Annotated in this window: 24 protein-coding genes and 1 pseudogene; 12 read left to right on the plus strand and 13 right to left on the minus strand. The window is 60.7% G+C overall.

What is annotated here, in order from left to right; all coding sequences use genetic code 11:
* From Q4Q11_RS13820 to dmeR, 3 genes and pseudogenes are all read right to left on the minus strand, one after another.
* Window positions 1–205, minus strand: a pseudogene (locus Q4Q11_RS13820) (class A beta-lactamase); the annotation flags it as partial.
* A gap of 87 nt (window positions 206–292) precedes the next feature.
* Complete coding sequence (gene dmeF, locus Q4Q11_RS13825) at window positions 293–1,273, minus strand: CDF family Co(II)/Ni(II) efflux transporter DmeF (RefSeq protein WP_498569841.1); 981 nt, start codon at window positions 1,271–1,273, stop codon at window positions 293–295.
* Between the two features lie 36 nt (window positions 1,274–1,309).
* On the minus strand, window positions 1,310–1,582 hold the full coding sequence (gene dmeR / locus Q4Q11_RS13830; RefSeq protein ID WP_112512235.1) for a Ni(II)/Co(II)-sensing transcriptional repressor DmeR: 273 nt from the start codon (window positions 1,580–1,582) through the stop codon (window positions 1,310–1,312).
* Window positions 1,583–1,836: 254 nt separating this feature from the next.
* Here dmeR and Q4Q11_RS13835 point away from each other — a divergent pair, with 254 nt between their 5' ends.
* Window positions 1,837–2,250, plus strand: coding sequence for a MerR family transcriptional regulator (locus tag Q4Q11_RS13835; protein ID WP_112512234.1), 414 nt, complete (start codon window positions 1,837–1,839; stop codon window positions 2,248–2,250).
* A gap of 199 nt (window positions 2,251–2,449) precedes the next feature.
* On the plus strand, window positions 2,450–2,938 hold the full coding sequence (locus tag Q4Q11_RS13840; protein WP_498569842.1) for a GNAT family N-acetyltransferase: 489 nt from the start codon (window positions 2,450–2,452) through the stop codon (window positions 2,936–2,938).
* 38 nt (window positions 2,939–2,976) lie between these two features.
* Here the strand turns inward: Q4Q11_RS13840 and Q4Q11_RS13845 are convergent, their stop codons facing one another.
* Complete coding sequence (locus Q4Q11_RS13845) at window positions 2,977–3,546, minus strand: cysteine peptidase family C39 domain-containing protein (RefSeq protein WP_498569843.1); 570 nt, start codon at window positions 3,544–3,546, stop codon at window positions 2,977–2,979.
* Between the two features lie 167 nt (window positions 3,547–3,713).
* Between Q4Q11_RS13845 and Q4Q11_RS13850 the strand changes: the two genes are divergently transcribed.
* Complete coding sequence (locus Q4Q11_RS13850; protein WP_498569844.1) at window positions 3,714–4,484, plus strand: class I SAM-dependent methyltransferase; 771 nt, start codon at window positions 3,714–3,716, stop codon at window positions 4,482–4,484.
* A 38-nt stretch (window positions 4,485–4,522) separates the two neighbouring features.
* Here Q4Q11_RS13850 and Q4Q11_RS13855 read toward each other — a convergent pair whose 3' ends face one another.
* From Q4Q11_RS13855 to Q4Q11_RS13865, 3 genes are all read right to left on the minus strand, one after another.
* Window positions 4,523–5,437: a c-type cytochrome gene (locus tag Q4Q11_RS13855; protein ID WP_498569845.1), complete on the minus strand. Its 915-nt coding sequence runs from the start codon at window positions 5,435–5,437 to the stop codon at window positions 4,523–4,525.
* A 103-nt stretch (window positions 5,438–5,540) separates the two neighbouring features.
* Window positions 5,541–5,984, minus strand: a complete 444-nt coding sequence (locus tag Q4Q11_RS13860; protein ID WP_498569846.1) for a c-type cytochrome — start codon at window positions 5,982–5,984, stop codon at window positions 5,541–5,543.
* Window positions 5,985–6,150: 166 nt separating this feature from the next.
* Window positions 6,151–6,786 carry a LysE family translocator gene (locus Q4Q11_RS13865; protein WP_498569847.1) on the minus strand — a complete coding sequence of 212 codons (636 nt, stop codon included), beginning with the start codon at window positions 6,784–6,786 and terminating at the stop codon, window positions 6,151–6,153.
* Window positions 6,787–6,915: 129 nt separating this feature from the next.
* On the opposite strand from Q4Q11_RS13865, the gene Q4Q11_RS13870 reads away from it, so the two are divergent.
* Entirely contained in the window at window positions 6,916–7,617 is a 702-nt protein-coding gene (locus tag Q4Q11_RS13870) for a helix-turn-helix transcriptional regulator (protein ID WP_112512228.1), read from the plus strand.
* 85 nt (window positions 7,618–7,702) lie between these two features.
* On the opposite strand, the gene Q4Q11_RS13875 is transcribed toward Q4Q11_RS13870, so the two are convergent.
* The 3 genes from Q4Q11_RS13875 to Q4Q11_RS13885 form a co-directional block, all read right to left on the minus strand.
* Window positions 7,703–8,209, minus strand: coding sequence for an anthrone oxygenase family protein (locus Q4Q11_RS13875; protein WP_112512227.1), 507 nt, complete (start codon window positions 8,207–8,209; stop codon window positions 7,703–7,705).
* A gap of 81 nt (window positions 8,210–8,290) precedes the next feature.
* Window positions 8,291–9,139 carry a metallophosphoesterase gene (locus Q4Q11_RS13880; protein WP_498569848.1) on the minus strand — a complete coding sequence of 283 codons (849 nt, stop codon included), beginning with the start codon at window positions 9,137–9,139 and terminating at the stop codon, window positions 8,291–8,293.
* Window positions 9,140–9,262: 123 nt separating this feature from the next.
* Entirely contained in the window at window positions 9,263–9,865 is a 603-nt protein-coding gene (locus Q4Q11_RS13885; protein WP_112340320.1) for a superoxide dismutase, read from the minus strand.
* Between the two features lie 273 nt (window positions 9,866–10,138).
* Here Q4Q11_RS13885 and Q4Q11_RS13890 point away from each other — a divergent pair, with 273 nt between their 5' ends.
* Window positions 10,139–10,786 (plus strand): aspartate/glutamate racemase family protein, encoded by a 648-nt coding sequence (locus tag Q4Q11_RS13890; protein ID WP_498569849.1) that lies wholly within the window; start codon window positions 10,139–10,141, stop codon window positions 10,784–10,786.
* Window positions 10,787–10,789: 3 nt separating this feature from the next.
* Here the strand turns inward: Q4Q11_RS13890 and Q4Q11_RS13895 are convergent, their stop codons facing one another.
* Window positions 10,790–11,134: a nuclear transport factor 2 family protein gene (locus Q4Q11_RS13895; RefSeq protein WP_113217539.1), complete on the minus strand. Its 345-nt coding sequence runs from the start codon at window positions 11,132–11,134 to the stop codon at window positions 10,790–10,792.
* A gap of 174 nt (window positions 11,135–11,308) precedes the next feature.
* Between Q4Q11_RS13895 and Q4Q11_RS13900 the strand changes: the two genes are divergently transcribed.
* From Q4Q11_RS13900 to Q4Q11_RS13910, 3 genes are all read left to right on the plus strand, one after another.
* Window positions 11,309–12,124 carry a helix-turn-helix domain-containing protein gene (locus Q4Q11_RS13900; RefSeq protein WP_498569850.1) on the plus strand — a complete coding sequence of 272 codons (816 nt, stop codon included), beginning with the start codon at window positions 11,309–11,311 and terminating at the stop codon, window positions 12,122–12,124.
* A 108-nt stretch (window positions 12,125–12,232) separates the two neighbouring features.
* Entirely contained in the window at window positions 12,233–12,919 is a 687-nt protein-coding gene (locus Q4Q11_RS13905; protein ID WP_498569851.1) for a YbhB/YbcL family Raf kinase inhibitor-like protein, read from the plus strand.
* Complete coding sequence (locus Q4Q11_RS13910; RefSeq protein ID WP_498569852.1) at window positions 12,916–14,145, plus strand: MFS transporter; 1,230 nt, start codon at window positions 12,916–12,918, stop codon at window positions 14,143–14,145. The genes Q4Q11_RS13905 and Q4Q11_RS13910 overlap by 4 nt, the downstream gene beginning before the upstream one ends.
* A gap of 64 nt (window positions 14,146–14,209) precedes the next feature.
* Here Q4Q11_RS13910 and Q4Q11_RS13915 read toward each other — a convergent pair whose 3' ends face one another.
* Window positions 14,210–14,821 (minus strand): TetR/AcrR family transcriptional regulator, encoded by a 612-nt coding sequence (locus tag Q4Q11_RS13915; protein ID WP_498569853.1) that lies wholly within the window; start codon window positions 14,819–14,821, stop codon window positions 14,210–14,212.
* A gap of 116 nt (window positions 14,822–14,937) precedes the next feature.
* Here Q4Q11_RS13915 and Q4Q11_RS13920 point away from each other — a divergent pair, with 116 nt between their 5' ends.
* A complete protein-coding gene (locus Q4Q11_RS13920; protein WP_498569854.1) occupies window positions 14,938–15,621 on the plus strand; it encodes a glutathione S-transferase N-terminal domain-containing protein in 684 nt (227 codons plus the stop codon).
* Between the two features lie 44 nt (window positions 15,622–15,665).
* Here Q4Q11_RS13920 and Q4Q11_RS13925 read toward each other — a convergent pair whose 3' ends face one another.
* A complete protein-coding gene (locus Q4Q11_RS13925) occupies window positions 15,666–16,553 on the minus strand; it encodes a branched-chain amino acid aminotransferase (protein ID WP_498569855.1) in 888 nt (295 codons plus the stop codon).
* Between the two features lie 207 nt (window positions 16,554–16,760).
* On the opposite strand from Q4Q11_RS13925, the gene Q4Q11_RS13930 reads away from it, so the two are divergent.
* From Q4Q11_RS13930 to zwf, 3 genes are all read left to right on the plus strand, one after another.
* Window positions 16,761–17,801 (plus strand): zinc-dependent alcohol dehydrogenase family protein, encoded by a 1,041-nt coding sequence (locus Q4Q11_RS13930; protein ID WP_498569856.1) that lies wholly within the window; start codon window positions 16,761–16,763, stop codon window positions 17,799–17,801.
* A gap of 57 nt (window positions 17,802–17,858) precedes the next feature.
* Window positions 17,859–18,629 (plus strand): trans-aconitate 2-methyltransferase, encoded by a 771-nt coding sequence (gene tam / locus Q4Q11_RS13935; protein ID WP_498569857.1) that lies wholly within the window; start codon window positions 17,859–17,861, stop codon window positions 18,627–18,629.
* Between the two features lie 273 nt (window positions 18,630–18,902).
* Entirely contained in the window at window positions 18,903–20,423 is a 1,521-nt protein-coding gene (gene zwf / locus Q4Q11_RS13940) for a glucose-6-phosphate dehydrogenase (protein ID WP_113213665.1), read from the plus strand.
* The last annotated feature ends 32 nt before the right edge of the window (window positions 20,424–20,455 follow it).

Consider the following 20,455-nt stretch of genomic DNA (forward strand, 5'->3'; position numbering starts at 1 on the left):
CATCGGACAGCTGCGAATTGTCCTGCGATGCGCCTTCCGTTCCTTGGCCGCCAGCGTCGGGCGCTGCCGAATTATCCGTTGCGGGCGGCGTCTGCGGCGAGGCGCTGCCATCCTGGGCAAAGAGTGCGTCGGGACTGAGCGTCAGGGTGGGAAGGAGGAGCGCCGAGCCTGCCATGAGGCGGCGGCGGGTGAGCAATGTGGGCATACGAGGGGCCTCCGGCAGAATCGGGCAGATTTTGGGCTATGCGAGGAATATGGCAAGCCTCTGACCTCACCCGATTGCTAACGGATTTTATGCCGCCTTGTCGACGGTAACTTCGACCGTGACGTGGGAGAGCTCATGAATTTCGGCAAGCCGCGCCTTGTAGAAGGACGGATCGCGCGAGACAGGTGTCGCGACCGCAACGATCGCAGCATGGTGCCCCGGGCCGACCTGCCATACATGCAGATCGGTGATGCGATCCTCATCCGTCTCGATCGCCTCGCGAATTTCCTCAGGCAGATCTTCGCTGTCGGGGATGAAATCGAGGAGAACGGCGCCGGAAACGTGCAGCAGGCTCCATGCCCATTGCAGGATCACCAGACCGCCGACGATCCCCATCAGCGGATCGAGGAAGGTCCAGCCGAAGCGACTGCCAAGCAGCAACGCGGCGATAGCCAGAACCGAAGTCATCGCATCGGCGATGACATGGACATAGACGGAGCGGAGATTGTTGTCTCTGCCGCCGCGTTTGCCATGGTCGTGATGGTGGTGATCGTCGTGGTCGTGATGATGATCATGTGCGTGGCCATGACTGTGTCCGTGACCGTGATGATGACTGTGATCGTCGCGCAGCAGCCATGCGCTGGCGAGATTGACCATAAGGCCGAGCACCGCAATCGCGATCGCTTCCCGGAAATTGATCGCCACCGGATCGAGCAATCTTAAAGTGCTTTCCCAGCCCATGATCAGCGCGATCAGCGCCAGCACGATGGCGCTGGCAAAGCCCGCGAGATCGCCGAGCTTGCCCGTGCCGAAGGTGAAGCGCGCATTGTGCGCATGCCGGCGCGCATAGAGATAGGCCAGAGCCGAAATCAGCATGGCGCTGGCATGGGTCGACATGTGCCAGCCATCGGCAACCAGCGCCATCGAGGCATAGATCGTGCCTGCCCCGATCTCGACCACCATCATGACGACGGTCAGCGCGATGACGAGCCGGATGCGGCTTTCGTTGCGCTGGTGGCCGGTGCCCAGAAAGACGTGGCTGTGGCCCATATCGGAGGAAATACTCATGACATCATTCTCCTGTTGATCGTCCCGAATCCCCGATCACCGCAGATAGGTCTTCAGCACATCGGCTATCTCATCGACCGCCTGACGGCGGTCCTCTTCGCTCTCGGCATGAAGCACATGCTCGTGCAGATGATCCTCCAGAACCTCGCCGGTCAGCCCCGTCAGCGCGCCGCGAATGGAAGCAAGGAGCTGCAGCACCTCACCGCATGGACGCTCGGCTTCGAGCGCTCGCTCCACCGCTTCCATCTGCCCTTTCAGGCGGCGGATGCGAGAGAGAAGCTTGGCTTGGTGACGAACGACGTGGGACATTGCAGCCTCGAATTATACTATAGGGGGGTATACTATTTATGGCGGCGGATTGGAAGCCTCCCAGTGGGTTCGCCTAGCCTTGTATTTTTTGCCGACGATTGCATATATTGCTCTAGAGACTAGAGCATGATGCCGAAAAGTGTAGGCGGTGTTCGGACGACATCACGCTCTACTTCTTTGATTCTAGAGCAGATTCAATTTCGGGTCGAACAGACCTAAAATCATCCGGCTTTAAAGGTATTGGAGGCCATACAATGCTGACGATCGGCGATCTATCCAGGCGTACCGGCGTGAAGGTGCCGACGATCCGCTATTACGAGCAGATGGGGCTGATCTCGGAGCCTGAACGCAGCGAAGGCAATCAGCGGCGCTATTCCAAGACGGATATGGAACGTCTCGCCTTCATCCGTCATGGCCGCGATCTCGGCTTGACGATCGATGCCATCAGGGAGCTGATTTCGCTCAGCCAGCATCCCGACCGTCCCTGCGCCGGCGCCGACCGCATCGCCAAGGAGCATCTCGAGGACGTGCGTATCAAGATCGCGCAGCTGAAGAGGCTGGAGCACGAGCTGGAGCGCATCGTCTCGCATTGCGACGGCCACAGCATCGAAGACTGCTATGTCATCCGAGCATTGTCGGACCACGGCCTGTGCGAAGGGGAGCACTGACACGCCCCATTGACAAATTCGCCGAACCGGATCATTGATGCGCCCATGATCACGAACGCGCTCCACAATTGCTCGTATTTTTGGCTGTACCTGTAAGGGGCGGCCAAGACAGATCATATGTCGACAAGCCGCCGTCAGGCGGCTTTGTTGTATCGGCAGCGTCCTGACGGCTCATTGAAAAACAAGGACGCAAAATGCCATGCTAGACGATAGCGACATCTCACTTCTCCGCCCGCCGGTTCTGACCATCCGCAATGCGCAGCCGCGCGACCTGCCGGAGCTCAACGACATGATCCGGCTGCTGGCCGCCCATCATGGCGATCCCTCGGGCACGACGCCCGAGCAGCTCGAGCGCGATCTTTTCGGTCCGGTGCCCTGGATAACCGCACTTGTCGCCGAAGGGGAGCATGGGCTCATCGGCTACGCTATCCTCGTGCCGCTCTACAAGGCGCAGGAAGGCCAGCGCGGCATGGATCTGCACCATCTCTTCGTGCGTGACGGCCACCGCGGCCATGGCGTCGGACAGCATCTCGTCGATCGCGCCCGCGATATCGCCCGCAAGGCCGGCTGCAGCTATCTTTCTGTCGGCGCCGCGACGGGCAATTTCCAGGCCCACCGGTTCTACGAAAACATGGATTTCAAGCCGCGGCCGGTCACCGGTATGCGCTACCTGCAGGCATTGGCCTGATGCCGGCCTTTACCGGGATCGCCAACAGACGCTCGATATCAGCGATCGATGGCGATCCCGCGGCCTGCAAAGAACTTATCGAATATATCCAGCGGCATCTCCACATTCTCACGCGTCGCATCGATGTGGCCGGAGGGATTGTGGAAGCGGATCGTGTTTTCGTCGAGGGCCGTGACCAGCACCAGATGGCCGCCCCTGGCAGGCGGCTCGGTCTCCGGCCAGCGGATGGAATGGTGGACTGAAGCGACGAAAAACTCCGATTGCGCGAGGATATCGGCGATATCGGCGGCGGAAACTCCGGTGACGACTCTTGTATTCATCCCGAAACGATCCCGAACGAAGGGCACGAACGGCGCATAGATCAGTCCCTTGATCCGGCCATCCGGCTCTTCGACATAGCCGCCATAATCCCGGCAGCCCATCGCAAGATCCATGATCGGCACCGCCTTGCCGGTACGGGCGGCAAGCACCATCTTCAGGCAGGCCATGCCGCAGAGATTGCCGGCCCAGCGGGCATAGTCCTCTACATTGCGCGCACCGGATAAGACCCAGCGCGGGTCCTTCAGCAAGGCGGACTGGGCACCTTCGCCCAAGACTGCCAGCGTCATGTCAGGCGTCTCCCGCTGACTGAAATAAGGAACCTTTTGCGCTATCCTTGCGTCCACGACTGCCCTCTCCCGTTGCCGAATCCCACACTATTGCCGATGTAAGCTTGATCGAAAATGCGCTAGAAAAATGGCTATCGGCTTCGATCTGCAACCGGAGGAAGCGTGTCTTGGAACAGCGATTCGCATTCAATGGCGTCGCCAGGCTCTACAACAATGCCCGCCCGATCTATCCCGATGCGCTTTTCGCCGATGTCATCGATTTTGCCGGACTGAAGCCCAAGGATCAGATCCTCGAAATCGGATGCGGCACGGGTCAGGCAACGGAAGGCTTCGCCCGCTGCGGTCTCTCCGTTCTCGCGCTTGATCCCGGCGCAGAGCTGATTGCGGTCGCGCGGGAAAGATTGTCGGCATTTTCGCAGGTGCAATTTCGGCAAACTACCTTCGAAGCCTGGCCGGGCGAGCAGCAGGACTTCAAGCTCATCGCGGCGGCGCAATCCTTCCATTGGGTTTCGCCGGAGCTGCGCTTCGCCAGGACGGCCGCCCTACTCAGGCCGGCCGGCGCGCTTGCCGTCTTCGGTAATGTGCCCATGCCGATCACATCACCGTTTGCCGGACAATTCGCCGATATTTACGCACGCCTTGCTCCGGAGCTTTCGGGACCGCCCGTGGAAGGATGGTATCTGCCTGACGGCCCGTTCTCCGAGCAGCTACGGCAGTCTGACGATTTTGAAAGTTCGACCCAGTATTGCTATCGTTGGAGCCAGCCGCACACCGCGCAAAGCTATACCGACCTTTTGCGCACGCTCTCAAGCTACCGTCTTCTGCCTGAGGATCGGCGAGAGGCGCTGCTTTCCGAACTTGCCGACGCAATCGTGGCCCAAGGCGGCGAATTCGGACTGTATTACGAGACGCATCTCCATCTTGCCCGGCGCTTATAGAGCCCTTCCGCTTCCAATCACGAAAACTCTGCTCCGACCTATTTCTTGGGCAGCGCCTTCAGATAGGCCGCGATCGCTGCGCGGTCGGCTGCCGGCAGATGGGCAATGTTCTGCTGGACTTCGGCCATCGAGCCGCCGGCGGAATCATAGTTCGGCGTGAAACCGGTTTCGAGATAGTTGGCGATGTCCCCCGCGCTCCAGCCGCCGATCGCCTTGGAACCCGGCGTGATATCGGGGATCTGGCCCTTGCCTTCCGGATTGGGCGCTCCCGCCAGCCATTGACCGCTCAGGAAACCGCCAAGGCTGTCGCGCGATGTGTGGCATTCGCCGCAATGTCCAGGCCCTTCCACCAGATATTGTCCACGCTTGACCTTCTCGTCGGCATTGGCGAGCACGACGCGCGGCTGATCGTTCAGATAGAGAAACTTCCAGCCGCCGAGCGCCAGCCGTATGTTGAAGGGAAAGGGCAGTTCATGCGGCGGGGCGACGTTGCTGCTCTTCGGCAGCGTCTTCAGGAAGCCCCAGAGATCGTTGATGTCCTTGTCGCTCATGCGAGCATAGGAGCCATATGGAAAGGACGGGTAGAGATGTTCGCCATTCCTGCCGACGCCGCGCTTCATGGCATTGCCGAAATCGGCAAGCGTCCAGCCGCCGAGTCCCGCCTTCTCGTCCGGCGTGATGTTGGGCACATGGAAGGTGCCGAAGGGGCCGGTGAGTGCAAGGCCGCCCGAAAGCACGAGCTTGGCATCCCCCTGGGCGCCTGGCGCGGCATGACAGCTGGTACAGCCGCCGGCCCAGAAAACCAACTCTCCATTCTTGATGTCGGGATCGCCGAGATTGGCCCAATGGCTTGACGGCAAGGGTGTCGGTGCTGCCACGACATAGAATGCGCCGCAACCAAGGATGATCACGCCGAAAAGGCAAAGCAGCCACCGGATAAACCGCGCCATCACTATCACCCCTAACTTTAGCTCCAGAGTCGTAAAGCATCTGCACCGGCGGCAAAACCGGTGCAGATGCCGAAAACCCAACCGTCGAACGAGGCCGACCTACCGCTTAGTCGTTCTTGACGCGGTAGGCCTGATGACAGGCGCCGCATGCACCGCCGAGCGTCTTCAGCGTTGCCCCGACCCCGGCCCGATCGGCGGGAAGCTGGGCGAGCGCCGTTTCGGCATCGATGGAGAGCTTGGCAGCCTTGGCCTTGAAGTCGTCGAGATTGTCCCAAACCTTCGGACTGACCTCGGCATCGCTCTTGTCGCTCTGCGGATTGAACTGGTTCGGGAACGCCTTTGCCGTTTCGGCGATCGTTGCCAGCGATGCCTTGACGATGTCGGCGTCGTAGGGCTTGTCGCCCTTGGCAATCGCGCCAAGAGCTCCCGTGGCGCCGCCGATCTTCTTCATCATCCCGATGCGGGAGTCATGCGTGCCATCGGCTGCGACAACCGAACCCAGAGCGATGCCGGCCAGAGCCGTTGCCGCCACAATCGCTTTCCACTTCATTTCGTTCTCCTACCTCTTCCTGATGATCAAGACCGCATGCACGGCCAGCGCATGATTACGGGCGACATGTTTGCCGTTTTCCCCTCCGGCAATGAAGTCACAAAGTGGTGAGAATCAAGCGAAATCAGTGTCATGCTGCCGACATATCTACTCGCCGCATCAGCCTTCATGCCGTTTTAAGGCCCTCCCAGACCGTGAACACCGAAACGGCGACAAGCAGCAGCCCCGCGGCGCGGCCGGCAAAAGCGGTCGCCTGCGGATTGGCGACCAACAGGTTGCGACTGCGCCCGGCAGTGACGGCAAGGCCTCCATAAACGGCAAATTGCGTTGCGATGGTCATGGCTCCCATGATGACGGCCTGTATCCACATCGGACCGTAGGCCGGCTTCAGAAACTGCGGGTATACGGCGAAGATGAAGAGATAGGCCTTGGGATTGATGAGGCAAGTCACCGCCCCCTGCCGGAACGCTTTCCAGGCTGAACGGCTGCCGGCCGGCCCTTCACCTCCAACGGTAATGGAACTGCGCATCAGCGTGTAGCCGATAAAGGCCATATAGGCGCCGCCGATAACAAGCAGCGGATTGAAAAGAATCGGCACGAAATGCATCAGCAGACCAATGCCGATGGCACCGTTCAGCGAATGAACGGCGCCGCCGAGCATGATACCGCCGGTTGCGGCAAGGCCGCGATTGCTGCCGCCGGCCAAAGAATTGGCGAGCACGAACAGCATGTCCATGCCCGGTACGATGATGATCCCTAAGAGAAGGATGAAGAAAAGCCAGAGATTTTCTGCGTAGCCCATGTCAGTTGCCTATCGAGCTCTCCATTGAGACCGGAGAGGAAATGGTTGATTTTCAAGTGAATAGGTAATCTTATAAATCCATCCAACTGACGGGGTATTGTCAGTAGCCTTCGTCTTCGAGGATATGAAATGCGCAAGGCATCGCGCCTATTCGAGATCATCCAGATCCTGCGGCTGGCCAGGAGGCCGGTGACGGCGGCCGGTATTGCCGAGCGGCTGGAGGTGACGGTGCGCTCGGTTTATCGCGACATCGCCGCGCTGCAGGCGATGCGGGTGCCGATCGAGGGCGAGCGCGGCATCGGCTATATTTTGCGGCCCGGCTTCGATCTGCCGCCGCTGATGTTCTCGATCGAGGAGATGGAGGCGATCGTGCTGTCGCTGGCGCTTCTGGAGCGCACCGGCGATGTTGAACTCAAACAGGCGGCCAAGCGCGTGAGCGCCAAGATTGCTGCCGCCGTGCCGCCGCCGCTGCGCCAGACGCTCGATGCCAATGCGCTGCATGCCTGGGGCTTTGCAGCGCCTTCGGCCTCCGCGATCGATCTTGCGCTGGTGCGTCGCGCCATCCGCGACGAGGAAAAGCTCGATCTTGCCTATCGCGACGAACTCGGCCGCGCCACCGAGCGCATCGTCAGGCCGATCGCGCTGATCTACTATGCAGAAACGGCCAATATCGTCGCCTGGTGCGAGCTGCGCCAGGCGATCCGCAACTTCCGTAGCGACCGGATCGAGGATTGCCAGCCGACCGGCCTCCGGTTCAAGGGCGAAGGCGATAGCCTCAGGCAGATCTGGGTGAACGGCTGGCAGATAAACACCCCAGCCGCCGCCGGCTGAGGTGTCGGGGCACGCCGCCGAAAAGGGAGGGGACCGAGATGCGGATGGCAGAACAATACAGGTCAGCTCTCGGTTTTGCGCCCCGCTACAAGGCAATCGCGGTCACCAGCAGAATGAAAGCCAGCAATCCAAGGGCTGCGCGTGCGGCATGCGACCATTCCCAGCGATCACGCAGCGCGATCCAATCCGGTTTGGCGTCAGCCTCGATCCGATGACCGCCAAAGGGATCGCGGGAGAAGAAGCTCTCGCCCAATCCTTTCAGCTCGGCATCCTCGAGCCAGAATTTGTTCACCGGCTGTACCAGCAGCCAAAAGACGGCGTGCATCGCGACCATGGCCGCAAAGGCCGCCACAGACAGCCAGAAGGAGATCGTGCTGACCGGCGTCAGGAACAGGAGGAGCAGAAGCAAAAGAGTGCCGATCGGCTCAGCAGCACCGCCGATGGTAAATCCGGGATAATAAATCCGCTGAACGGTCAGATAATCCTCTTTCGACAGCCGCATTTTGCCCGGCAGCTCCAGCAAATGTGCCAGTGCCAGCGCCATTGCGACAGCGACAATCAAGATCGTCAGGATTTGCAATATCGGAAACATCGGCTCCGCCTCACAGCAGCCTCAGTCCCAAAACTTCCGACAGTGCGGATCGTTCCCAGCATCAAAGACGCCAAGGTCTCATCAAGCGCCCTGCAGCGCCAGAACCCGGCTTTCTTCGCGCCCGTATCCGGTGATCTCCAGCCGATTGCCGTAGACAGCGACGATCGCATAGGCGCTCGTATCTTCGGTATCGACCATGCCCTTGAAGTTGACGAAGCAGATTCCGTCGGACACTCCGAAATTGCCGGAGTGATTGTGGCCGCTGAGATAGGCGACGACATGATCGTGCTCGGCCAGCAATGCGAGCATGCGGTCGCTGTTCAGCGCATTATGGGCATTATCCGGGAAGATCGGATAATGGTTCAGGACAATAACCTTCTCGCCTGCCGCTTTCGTCTCCCGCAGCTTCGCTGCAAGCCAGCCATATTGGGTGTCGCCGATCGCTCCGTTCCAGCGTTGCCCATTGAGCGCGCCCGCGCGCTCCAGCGCCGTCATCAGATCTTTCGCTTCCTGCCGGCGCGGATCGCCTTCCGGCGGGGCAAAGACGCTGATCTCATTGCCGTCGAGCACGATGAAGCGATAGCCGAAATGGACGAACTCGTAATAGGCCGACGGCATGCCCACGCGGGCGGATACGCTGCCGAGATGTTGCGATGCCACGGCGAAATCATGGTTGCCAAGCAGGAAGTGCTTGCGATGCTGCAAGGCCTCGTAGACCGGCAAAATGGCATCGAAGCTCTTCCATTCGCGGTCGATGATGTCGCCAAGCGTAACGACGAAGGCGAGATCATGCCGGTTGAACTCCTCGATCGCTGCGCGAAGCTTGTCGAGGCTGTTTGCGGGATAGCGATTGAGGGTGAGATTGGGCGCGAGATCGGCATATTGCGGATCGGCGATGACGCCGAAGCGGAAAAGCGGTGCTGATGGCATTCAGCCTCCTGGGGCACTCCTGGAGCCGCCATGCGGCACACGATACATCAATAAGGCTGGCAGACAAGAAAACACCCGACGCCCAAAAGACGCCGGGTGCGAAAGCGAGCCTATGCGGCGAACTTACTTCGTAGCGGCTTCGTAGCGCTCCAGGACATAGTCCCAGTTGATCAGGCTGTCGATGAAGGCTTCGAGGTACTTCGGACGCAGGTTGCGATAGTCGATGTAGTAGGAGTGTTCCCAAACGTCGACGCCGAGGATCGGGTTGGCGCCGTGAACGAGCGGGTTTTCGCCGTTCGGGGTTTTGGAGATTTCGAGCTTGCCGTTCTTGACGGAAACCCATGCCCAGCCCGAGCCGAACTGAGTGGCGCCGGCAGCGGCGAAATCGGCCTTGAACTTGTCATAGCCGCCGAGATCGGAAGCAAAGGCAGCTTCGAGCTTGCCCGGCAGCTTGTTGCCGCCGCCGCCCTTTTTCATCCACTTCCAGAAATGGATATGGTTGTAGTGCTGGGCTGCATTGTTGAAGAGGCCGGCGTTGGTGCCGAAAGACTTCTTCACGATCTCTTCGAGCGACAGATCGGCAAGACCTGCCTCTGCAGCGAGCTTGTTGCCGTTGTCGACATAGGCCTTGTGGTGCTTGTCGTGGTGATATTCGAGCGTCTCACGCGACATGAAGGGCGAAAGGGCGTCGTAATCATAAGGAAGTTCAGGCAATTCGAAAGCCATGGTCATATCTCCTCTTGGCAAAAAATTGCGTCGGCAGGTGAAGCGGAACATAGGAGCCGTCGCCTGGAAGAGCAACCGGCGACATGCCAAAAAAGTTGCGTGCGGGAGCAAAAATTGCCCTATTTATCAATAATGTATAGCATATACGTAGAAGTTTAACCCAAGTGCATATAATGATGTCCGGATACATGGGGAACGCTATTTCGAAATATCGACAAGCAAGGCTGCCGAGGCTAGATTCGCGGGTCTTCCGCCATGGTTAGGAGAACGCCCGTGACGATCGCCTGCCTGCACACCGCCGAAAGCAACATTGCCGTCTATGAAGCGGCGGCCAAGGCGCTCGGGTTGCCTGATGGCATGCTGCGCCATCGCGTCCGCGCCGATCTTCTGCTCGCTGCCGAAAAGGTGGGACACCTGACGGATGAGATTTCAGCGGAGACGGCAGCCCTCCTTTGGCATCTCGCCGAAGATGCCGATGCCGTCGTGCTCAACTGCTCGACGCTCGGCCCGGCAGCATCGCTCGTCCCTGCCCGCGCAGGTGCGCCGATCATCCGAGCGGATGCGATGCTGGCGGAAGAAGCCGTCAAGGCCGGCGGCAAGGTGATCGTGCTGTGCACGGTCGAGACAACCATCTCCCCGACGACTGCGCTCTTCGAAGCTGCGGCGAAGGCGACGGGCGCGGAAATCGAGGTTCGGCTGGTGCCGGGCGCATGGGCGCACTTCCGGGCTGGCAACCTGTCGGCCTATCTTGCCTCCATCGCCGGTGCGGTCTGCGCCGCCAACAGCGAAGGTCCCGTAACGATCGCTTTCGCGCAGGCTTCGATGACCGACGCGGCACACCTTCTTCCGAAAGGCCACCCGCAACCGATGAGCGGTCCGGCGACGGCTCTTGCAGTGGCGGTGGCGAAGGCTATGGGCTAGCCGTTACAGGTTCCGCCCGAAATAGACATTCACCTCGGCGATGCGGTCGCCGGCAAAGCGGATCAGCTCCACATTGCGAAAGCTGGCGCCATCCATCTTCTCGGCGCGATAGCCGACGATCACGTCGTCGCCGTCAGCGACCAGATGTTCGATGTGAATGTCGCGGAAGGCTTTCTCCTTCGGCCAGCATTGCTCGAAATACTGTTCCCGGTCGATGTGATCGTCGCGCGGGCTGGAAAAGGTGAAATCCCGGGTCAGCATCGGATCGACGATATCGGCATGCTGCGCCACATAGGCGGCAAAGAGACGTTTGACCGCGTCGCAGCGGGCACTTTCGAGAGAATTCATGATCTGCCTCCTCTTTCCGTCAGGATGATTTTGCCATCCAATCGAAACTGGTTGCAAAACGCAATCAGTTAATAGCATAAGTCAGCCGAACCAACAAGCCGTTTTGCGGACTTGGCATCACCGCCCGCGTGGTCCAAACTCCTCGGGCATTCCCAACAGCAGAAAGCCATCGCAGTGTCCGAGGCTCATCACCACATGCTCGAAAAGCTGCGCCGCCTAGCCGCCAAGGACAATCGTCCGGCGGTCGCGCCGACCGGCGTCGGCAGCTATTCCACGCTCTTTACTTTCGTCACCCGCGAACGCGAGCGGATTGCCGGCTCCGCCTTTTCACAGGTTTCAATCGTCGCCATCCTCGAAGGTTCCAAGGAAATCGTCAGCATGGGACGGCAGCGGCATTTTGCAGCCGGTACGGTGCTCGTGCTGCCGGCCGGCTGGAGCGGTGACGTCGTCAACGATCCGGATCCTCAGACCGGTGTCTATCGGGCGATCTTCATTACCTTTCCCGAGGAATTGACGCGGCGGGCGGCAAAGGCCTTTCCGCCTGCCCATATCGCCGCGCAGGCGGAATTACCGCTCGATCCATTGCTGGCCGCTGCCATCAACCATGCCGGCGAAGGTATTGCCGACGGCAACATGCCCATCCCATTGATCGAGCACAGGCTTCTCGAAATCCTCATGGTGCTCGGCATGCGCGGTGCCCTGCCCGGTTCGCCCGAGACCACAGCCGAGGCGGTGCGGGCGCTGGTGCGCTGGCAACCGGATCGAGCCTGGACAGCCGATCTTATCGCCGCAGAGCTCGGCACCAGCAACGCCACGCTGCGCCGCCGCCTGTCTCGCGAGGGCGCTTCCCTGCGGGATGTGCTGGCAAGCGAGCGCGTGGCGCTGGCAACGACCCTTCTCGCCGAGGACGGGCTGTCGCTGCGGGAAGCCGCGGTTGCGACAGGCTACCGCTCGCCCCGACGCTTTGCCGATCGACTTCGCAGCGCGTGAGCGTTTGCGACAGAATTTTGAGCGTTTGAGTGCGCAGCCGCTCGGCACGAATTTGTTAGACCCTGCCCTCGAAGGCTCACAGAAGCCGCAACATGAAAGGGCAACATCATGAAAACCATGCTCAGCGTTTTGAACGCCATCGTCATTGCAGCAGCCATCGCCACGCCGGCGCTCTCGGCCGATCTCAAGGTGAGCTTCACCCAGAGCAACGGCCGGATGCTGCTGCCGGAAAACGCCTCCTGCATTTCGACGGGATCCGACAAGTCAGCGCCCGGGCCGAACAAGAGTCTGGGCGTTTCATGGTCAAAGGGGCCGAAGGGAACGCGCTCCTATGCGCTGACCATGGTCGACCCCGACGTTCCCACCGATTTCTCGCTGTTCAACAAGGCCGACAAGACGATTCCGAAGGACTTCAAGCGGATGGAGTTCGTCCACTGGGTGCTGGCCGACATCCCGGCGTCGCGCACCAGCCTTGCCGAAGGCACGGACGGAAACGGCCCCTCGGCCAATGGTCTGCCGCTCGAGCGCACGGCCTATGGACGGCGCGGCCAGAACGGTGCGGGCGGCGGCAATTTGAAGGATGGGCCGCATGGCGGCTATATGGGCGCCTGCCCTCCCTGGAACGACGAGCGTGTTCATAGCTATCACGTCACGGTCTATGCGCTCGATGTCGACCGGCTGAATCTTCCCGATCTCTTCACCCGCGCGGATCTCATCGCCGCCGCGAAGGGTCATATCCTGGCATCGGGCAGCCAGGAATTGTTCTACACATTGAATGCAAAGGCCGAGAAATGACCGAGACGAGATGGGACGCAGCCACAACAGCCGAACAGGAAGCCGCTCATTGGATGCGGAACCTGATCATCTGCCTCGCCGGCTCGTTCACGACGATCGTGGCGATGACGCTGCTGCTCCCCTTCCTGCCGCTCTATGTCGAGGAACTCGGCGTCGGCGACAAGGCGGCGATCGTGCAATGGTCCGGCATTGCCTATGGCGCCACCTTCTTTGCCGCCGCCTTCGTCGCGCCGCTTTGGGGGCGGCTCGGCGATATCTATGGCCGCAAGCTGATGCTGATCCGCGCCAGCCTCGGCATGACGATCGCCATCTCGCTGATGGGCATGGCCGGCAATGTCTGGCAACTGGCGGCGCTGCGCCTGTTCACCGGCCTTGCCGGCGGCTATGCCTCGGGTTCGATGGTGCTGGTGGCAGCCCAGACGCCGAAACATCGCTCCGCCTGGGCGCTGGGCACGCTCTCGGCGGGTATCATGGCGGGCAATCTCGTCGGGCCGCTGATCGGCGGCGCGCTCCCGCCTGTTATCGGCATTCGCGGCACCTTCCTGCTGGCCGGCGGCGTGATCTTCTTCACCTTCCTGGCGACGACCTTCCTGATCAAGGAGGAGAAATCCACGGCGCGCAAGAAGGCGGCGAAGGCAAGCGGCAGCTGGGCCTCCATCCCGGACAAGCGGCCAGTCATCGCCATGCTGTCGCTCGGCCTGCTGCTGATGCTCGCCAACATGTCGATCGAGCCGATCATAACAGTCTATGTCGCGCAGTTCGTCACGGACGCCAAGGTGACGATGGTCTCGGGCGTCGTTATGGCCGCCGCCGCACTCGGCAGCATCCTGTCGTCCTCATGGCTCGGCAAGCTCGCCGACCGCATCGGCCACTGGACCGTCATAACGGCCGCCCTAGCCATCGCAGCGCTGCTGCTGATACCGCAGGCTTTCGTGACCTCCGCCTGGCAGCTGATCGCGCTGCGCTTCCTGATGGGCGTAGCACTCGGCGGCCTTCTCCCCTGTATCACCGCCGTCATCCGGCACAGCGTTCCCGACGCAGCGACGGGCAGCATCCTCGGGCTGTCCATCTCATCGCAATATGTCGGTCAGGTTGCAGGTCCCGTCATCGGCGGCTTCGTCGGCGGCCATATCGGCATGCGCGCCGTGTTCCTCGGCACCTGCGTGCTGTTGGCGATCGGTGCCGCCTATTGCTGGTGGGTCACCCCGAAGAAAGAAGTGCCATAAAGGATCGATGATTTTGCTCAAGTTTGCCGTCTGTAGATCGATCCGAGCAGCATGAAGCCGACCGTCAGGGCCGACCGCAGATAAAATCGACCCCAGAACGCGCGATCGCCTCCAGCGTTTCGCGCGTATCGCCGGCACGCGCTCGAACGGCAAGCGAATGCATGACAGCGGATGCGAGCTTTGCGAGAGTTGCAGCATCCGCGTCAGCCGGTAGTTCGCCCCGCTCAACCGCAAGCTCCATACGTTCCTTGATCGCGCCGTCGAATTCATTCAAGCTGCGGCGCAACACCTCTCGCACTCGATCATACTGAATAGCTTCTGCCGTCGCAGTGCTGATCAGAAAGCAACCGCGGGCAGCAGTCTCGCCATGCAAGTATATTTTTAGAGCCTCGGCGTAGATGTTCGCCAGATTTTCCCGCAGCGGCAGGGCCGGGTTGAGCGCCTTGAACAATATATCGAGGCTGTCCTCGCGATAGCCTTCCAAGGTGTCAAGATAGAGGTCCTCCTTGTCGCCGAATGCGCCGTAGAGGCTCGGCCGGTTCAGTTTCGTCGCGGCGCTCAGATTATCCAATGAGGCTGCCGAGAACCCCCTATCCCAAAAAACCTCCCGCGCCTGCCCAATCACTGTTTTCGCATCAAAGACGCGCGGGCGACCCTGCTTTTTCTCGCTCTTCATATTTTGTACCATTTCGCATAAAAATCTTGACTGCAGGAATTTTATGCGAAATGGTACAAAAATTCAACCGATGCCGACGCTATGCCTCGCGCCTGCACCGAAAAGGAGAGAAAACCATGAAACTCTACATGCACGCCGCCGCTTGCTCGCTGTCGCCACACATCGTTTGTCGGGAGCTGGGACTCGATGTTGAATTGGTCGAAGTTGATCGGAAGACTCATCTGACAAGCTCAGGCGAGGACTACCTTGCCATCAACGGTAACGGCTACGTGCCGGCACTGATGCTGGATGATGGGAAAGTGCTGACCGAGGGTCCTGCCATCGTGCAATTCCTCGCGGAATGTTCACCGGAGAGATCGCGCCTTCTGCCGGAGGCCGGAACCTATGCCAGAAGCCAGGTTCAATCCTATCTGAATTTCATCACCGCCGAACTTCATAAGCCAATGGCGATGCTATTCAACGCGGCGTATGAAGGCGCTCATGCCGGCATTCATGATCTGGTGTCCAAACGACTGGATTGGCTGAACGGCCGGCTCGCCGGCCCCTATCTGACCGGCGACGACTTCACGGTCGCTGACGCCTATCTCTTTGTCTGCTTGAACTGGTCGCCCTGGATCAGGATCGACCTTGCATCAAGGCCGGCGCTACGGGAATTCATGGCTCGCGTCAGCGCGAGACCGAGCGTCCGCCATGCACTCCGGGCCGAAGACCTCGAGGCTTTCGAGACCGATGGCGTTTTCTTCGCGCCGCGATCCTACATTGCTTCGGCAGGTCGTGTAGGAACACCCGTGCGGCCATAAACGGCCGCACTCTTCTGCACCGCCCTTCTCCTCGTGAGAAGGGTTTATTCCTCGCCGGCACGGCGGCCGTGCGCCCAATCCATATAAAGTTCCAGCGCCTTGCGCGCGACCGGCCCCTCCTGGAACTCGCGATCATCGAGACGGTTGACGCTGACGACCTTGGAATAGTTGCCGGTCGTGAAGATCTCGTCTGCCGCCATGAACTGCTCGACGGACAGGGTTTCCTCCCGGACGTCGAAGCCCTCCCGGCGCAGCAGGCCGATGACGCGGGCGCGGGTGATGCCGGCAAGGAAGGTGCGGTTGGCGACCGGCGTATAGACGATGCCATCCTTGACCATGAAGACGTTGGTCGACGCCGTCTCGACGACATTGCCGTTCATGTCGCGCACCAGCGCATTGTTGAAGCCGCGGCTTCTCGCTTCGAGGATCATGCGGCCGCTGTTCGGATAGAGCGAACCGGCCTTGGCGTCGGTCATCGCCGTTTCCGGCGACGGGCGACGGAAGGGCGAGACGGTGAGCGTGATGCCGCCGGCGCCGCCGAGCGGCGCTTCGAACAGGCAGAGGGCAAAGCGCGTCGATTCCGCATCGACGGCGACGACGCTGCCCGGTGAGCCATGCTCGCCCCAATACATCGGCTTGATGTAGATCGGCGTCTTGCCGTCGAATTTCCTGATGCCTTCCCAGGCGAGCGCCTCGATCTCTTCGGCGGCCTTGAGCGCCTTCAACCCCATGGCAACGGCCGAGCGATTGATGCGCTGGCAATGGAGATCGAGATCGGGCGCAATGCCGTCGAACCAGCGTGCGCCGTCGAACACGGTCGAGCCAAGCCACATGGCATGCGAAGTCGGCCCGATCAGCGGCGGATTGCCGGAAAGCCATTCTCCCTCGACGTAGGTCCAGGTGGTTGTGCGGGGCGACGTATCGACGGACATATGATTTCCTCTCTTAGACGGCGAAGAGCAAATAACCGCGCAACCTCAGGGTCAAGCATAAACTACGCGGCAAAATTCATTTGCAACAAAGCGCCTGATAACGCATTCATAGCGCAATTTTCATGCGTCGAAACAACAACTTGACGAATGAGTCCATCAACGAAAGTGATGGACCATACGGATCGTCAGGAGAGAGGGAGAACTCCCATGAAAGCCATGTATTACGAGGCCTTCGAGGCAACACCCGAAATCCGGACCCTGCCAGATCCGACACCAAGTGAAGATGGCGTCGTCATCGCAGTCGGCGCAACCGGGCTCTGCCGCAGCGACTGGCATGGCTGGATGGGTCATGATCCGGATATCAAGCTGCCGCATGTGCCGGGCCATGAGCTTGCCGGCAAGGTGGTCGCGACCGGCCGTGGCGTCGTCCGCTTCAAGGTCGGCGATCGCGTCACAGTCCCCTTTGTTTCCGGCTGCGGCCATTGCGCCGAATGCCATTCCGGCAACCAGCAGGTCTGCCCCAGCCAGTTCCAGCCGGGCTTCACCCATTGGGGTTCCTTCGCCGAATATGTCGCCATCGACTATGCCGACACCAATCTTGTCCACCTGCCTGAAACGGTCGATGACGCGACGGCGGCAAGCCTCGGCTGCCGCTTCGCCACCTCTTTCCGCGCCGTTGCCGATCAGGCGAAGACGCGGCCGGGCGAATGGATCGCCGTGCACGGCTGCGGCGGCGTCGGGCTGTCGGCGATCATGATTGCCAGTGCGCTTGGCGCCAATGCCATCGCCATCGACATTTCCGAGGAAAAGCTGGCCTTCGCCCGCGAATGCGGAGCCGTCGCGACCATCAATGCGGCTGAGGTCGCCGATGTGGCCGAGGCGGTGCGCGAGATCACCAAGGGCGGCGCCCATGTCTCGATCGATGCGCTCGGCCACCCCGCCACCTGCTTCAACTCCATCAAGAACCTGCGCCGGCGCGGCCGGCATGTGCAGGTCGGCCTCATGCTCGGCGACCATGCGACGCCGCAGATCCCGATGGCGCAGATCATCGGCCACGAGCTGGAAATCTATGGCAGCCACGGCATGCAGGCCTGGCGCTACGATTCCATGCTCGACATGCTCGCCGCCGGCAAGATCGCGCCGCAGAAGCTCATCGGCCGCAGGATCAGCCTGGAAGAGGCCGTTCCGGCGCTGATGTCGCTCGATAAGGCCGAGGGCAAGGGCATCAGCGTCATTACACGGTTCTGATATATCCCGGTGCTATGCGCATCGGGAGAAACGGCAATCTAGGAAGAGGATGGGCTCATGGCATGGTCTGCCGGCCAATATGTAAAATTCGAGGATGAACGCACGCGACCCGCGCGCGACCTGCTGGCGCAAGTACCGCTCGCGCATATCGAGCGGGCGATCGACCTCGGTTGCGGCCCTGGCAACTCGACGGAGCTTATCGTCGAGCGCTACGGTGCGGCCGGCGTCTCCGGCCTCGATAGCGACGACAGCATGCTGGAAGCCGCACGCAAGCGCATGCCGGGCACGAGTTTCGCCAAGGCCGATCTCGCCACATGGCGGCCTGACGAGCCGATGGATCTGTTCTTTGCCAACGCCGTGTTCCAGTGGCTTCCGAACCATCTCGATATCTTCGATCACCTCCTGGACGGGCTGAAGCCCGGCGGCGTGCTGGCAGTGCAGATGCCCGACAATTTGACCGAACAGAGCCATCTGATGATGGAGGAAACGGCGAAGAACGGCCCCTGGAGCGATGCTTTCGCCAGGAAAAGCGTGCGGCGCAACCCGCTGCCCGCGCCTTCGGTCTATTACAACAGGCTGATCGGCAAATCGCAGCGCGTCGACATCTGGCACACCAACTACAATCACGCGCTGGAAAATGCGGCTGCTATCGTCGAATGGGTGAAGGGCACCGGCCTGCGTCCCTATCTCGACCATGCAGGCGCCGAGCATCGCGATGCTTTCGCCGCCGACTATCTGAAGCATATCGAGAAAGCCTATCCGCCGCTTGCCGACGGCAAGGTGCTGTTGCGCTTCCCGCGCCTCTTTCTCATTGCCGTAAAGAAATAGACTGTTTGCCAACCCCGAACCCCGGACTGATGGCGGTGCCTCGATCCCATCGACAACCGCCGTCGGCCCCGCCCTGTAGCGCCGGCACCACATGTGGTGAGCAAAGGCCGCTGTAACACTTTAAATCCGCTGCATAATTTTATCCTCAAATCGATTCCGATTTAAGGAATTATGCAGTAGAACACCTGCAGCCAAAGCGGAAACAGGAATAGCTCCGAGGAGATAGCCGATGTCGTCCAGCCCCCTCCATGGCCGCCAGAAGGAGACGCGCTCATGACCAATCCCGACGTCGCACCCGCCCCGCCGCTGACTTTCGTGATCTTCGGTGCCGCCGGCGACCTTACCCGACGGCTGCTCGTCCCGACGCTCATCAACATGACCCGTAGCGGGCTTATCGGCGAGGATCTGCATATCCTCGGCATCGGCATCGAAACCGGCGGGGTCGATATGCTGCTGGAGCGGCTGGAAGCCTTCCTCAAGACCTCCGGCGACATGGAGGATCCGGAGCGGCAGAAGGCATGGCAGAGCCTGCGCCAGCGCATCAGCTACATCTCCGGCGACTTCACCCAGAATGGCGTCTACAAGGAGATTTCGGACTATCTCTCCCATGCGCCGACCGCCAACGCGGCGTTTTATTTCGCCGTGCCGCCGCGCTTCTTTGGCGATATCGCCGAGAAACTTTCCGAAAACGGGCTGATGAACGAGGCGACCGGCGCTTTCCGCCGCATTGCGATCGAAAAGCCCTTCGGCCATGACCTCGCCTCGGCGCAAGCGCTGAATTCCCGGCTGCTGAACCATGTATCCGAAAGCCAAATCTATCGCATCGACCATTTCCTCGGCAAGGAAACCGTCCAGAACATCATGACGACGCGCTTTGCCAACATGATGATCGAGGCGCTGTGGAACAACAACTATATCGACCATGTGCAGATCACGGCCGCCGAGCTGGTCGATGTCGGCACGCGCGGCAAGTTCTACGACGCGACCGGCGCGCTTCGCGACATGGTACCGAACCACCTCTTCCAGCTTCTAGCAATGGTGGCGATGGAGCCACCGAACAGCTTCGACGCCGAAGCGATCCGCAACGAAAAAGGCAAGGTGCTGAAGGCATTGCGCATCTATTCCCGCGAGGACGCGGTCAAGAACGGCGTGCGCGGCGCCTACACCGCCGGCCCGATCGCCGGCAGGGATTTGCCTGCCTTTACCGAGACCGCCGACGTCGCACCAGACAGCAACACCGAAACTTTCGTGGCGCTGAAACTCTTCGTCGATACCTGGCGCTGGGCCGGCGTACCCTTCTACCTGCGCACCGGCAAGGCGATGAAAGCCCGCGATACGGAAGTTGTCATCACTTTCCGGCAAGTGCCCTTCGCGCAATTCCCGCGCGACGAATCCCGCCCCGAACTGCCGCCGAACCGGCTGATCATCCAAGTCCAGCCCGACGAGGGGCTCGATATGGAAATCTCGATCAAATCGCCGGGGCTGGTGCTGAAGACCGCGCCGGTTTCGCTCGACTTCCGCTATGCCGACAGTTTCGACATCGGCAAACAGACCGGCTACGAAAGCCTGTTCTACGAACTCTTCGTCGGCGACCAGACGCTCTTCCAGCGCGCCGACGGCATCGAAGCGGGATGGGCCGCCGTACAGCCCTTCCTCGATCTCTGGGCAGAAGGCGGCAAGCCCGACCCCTATGCCCCCGGCAGCACCGGTCCGGCCTGCGCCGACGAACTCATCGAGCGCGACGGCCGCAAATGGCATCAGATCGACGAGGCGTCGAGCGGCAGGAGGGTTTGAGATTGAAGCGGGCCTACGTCTATTCGATCTTG

It is taken from the genome of Rhizobium sp. UFLA01-1127 (assembly GCF_059803845.1).

Excerpts from the sequence above, each read along its gene's own strand:
- Q4Q11_RS13845 (WP_498569843.1), bottom strand. The coding sequence starts at position 3,546 with ATGACGCTGGCAGTCTTGGGCGAAGGTGCCCAGTCCGCCTTGCTGAAG.
- Q4Q11_RS13885 (WP_112340320.1), bottom strand. The coding sequence starts at position 9,865 with ATGGCTTTCGAATTGCCTGAACTTCCTTATGATTACGACGCCCTTTCG.
- Q4Q11_RS13880 (WP_498569848.1), bottom strand. The coding sequence starts at position 9,139 with ATGCCATCAGCACCGCTTTTCCGCTTCGGCGTCATCGCCGATCCGCAA.
- Q4Q11_RS13860 (WP_498569846.1), bottom strand. The coding sequence starts at position 5,984 with ATGAAGTGGAAAGCGATTGTGGCGGCAACGGCTCTGGCCGGCATCGCT.
- Q4Q11_RS13895 (WP_113217539.1), bottom strand. The coding sequence starts at position 11,134 with ATGAATTCTCTCGAAAGTGCCCGCTGCGACGCGGTCAAACGTCTCTTT.
- dmeR (WP_112512235.1), bottom strand. The coding sequence starts at position 1,582 with ATGTCCCACGTCGTTCGTCACCAAGCCAAGCTTCTCTCTCGCATCCGC.
- Q4Q11_RS13915 (WP_498569853.1), bottom strand. The coding sequence starts at position 14,821 with ATGAAGAGCGAGAAAAAGCAGGGTCGCCCGCGCGTCTTTGATGCGAAA.
- Q4Q11_RS13835 (WP_112512234.1), top strand. The coding sequence starts at position 1,837 with ATGCTGACGATCGGCGATCTATCCAGGCGTACCGGCGTGAAGGTGCCG.
- Q4Q11_RS13930 (WP_498569856.1), top strand. The coding sequence starts at position 16,761 with ATGAAAGCCATGTATTACGAGGCCTTCGAGGCAACACCCGAAATCCGG.
- dmeF (WP_498569841.1), bottom strand. The coding sequence starts at position 1,273 with ATGAGTATTTCCTCCGATATGGGCCACAGCCACGTCTTTCTGGGCACC.
- Q4Q11_RS13865 (WP_498569847.1), bottom strand. The coding sequence starts at position 6,786 with ATGGGCTACGCAGAAAATCTCTGGCTTTTCTTCATCCTTCTCTTAGGG.
- tam (WP_498569857.1), top strand. The coding sequence starts at position 17,859 with ATGGCATGGTCTGCCGGCCAATATGTAAAATTCGAGGATGAACGCACG.
- Q4Q11_RS13870 (WP_112512228.1), top strand. The coding sequence starts at position 6,916 with ATGCGCAAGGCATCGCGCCTATTCGAGATCATCCAGATCCTGCGGCTG.
- Q4Q11_RS13925 (WP_498569855.1), bottom strand. The coding sequence starts at position 16,553 with ATGTCCGTCGATACGTCGCCCCGCACAACCACCTGGACCTACGTCGAG.
- Q4Q11_RS13875 (WP_112512227.1), bottom strand. The coding sequence starts at position 8,209 with ATGTTTCCGATATTGCAAATCCTGACGATCTTGATTGTCGCTGTCGCA.
- Q4Q11_RS13905 (WP_498569851.1), top strand. The coding sequence starts at position 12,233 with ATGAAAACCATGCTCAGCGTTTTGAACGCCATCGTCATTGCAGCAGCC.
- Q4Q11_RS13920 (WP_498569854.1), top strand. The coding sequence starts at position 14,938 with ATGAAACTCTACATGCACGCCGCCGCTTGCTCGCTGTCGCCACACATC.
- Q4Q11_RS13840 (WP_498569842.1), top strand. The coding sequence starts at position 2,450 with ATGCTAGACGATAGCGACATCTCACTTCTCCGCCCGCCGGTTCTGACC.
- zwf (WP_113213665.1), top strand. The coding sequence starts at position 18,903 with ATGACCAATCCCGACGTCGCACCCGCCCCGCCGCTGACTTTCGTGATC.
- Q4Q11_RS13910 (WP_498569852.1), top strand. The coding sequence starts at position 12,916 with ATGACCGAGACGAGATGGGACGCAGCCACAACAGCCGAACAGGAAGCC.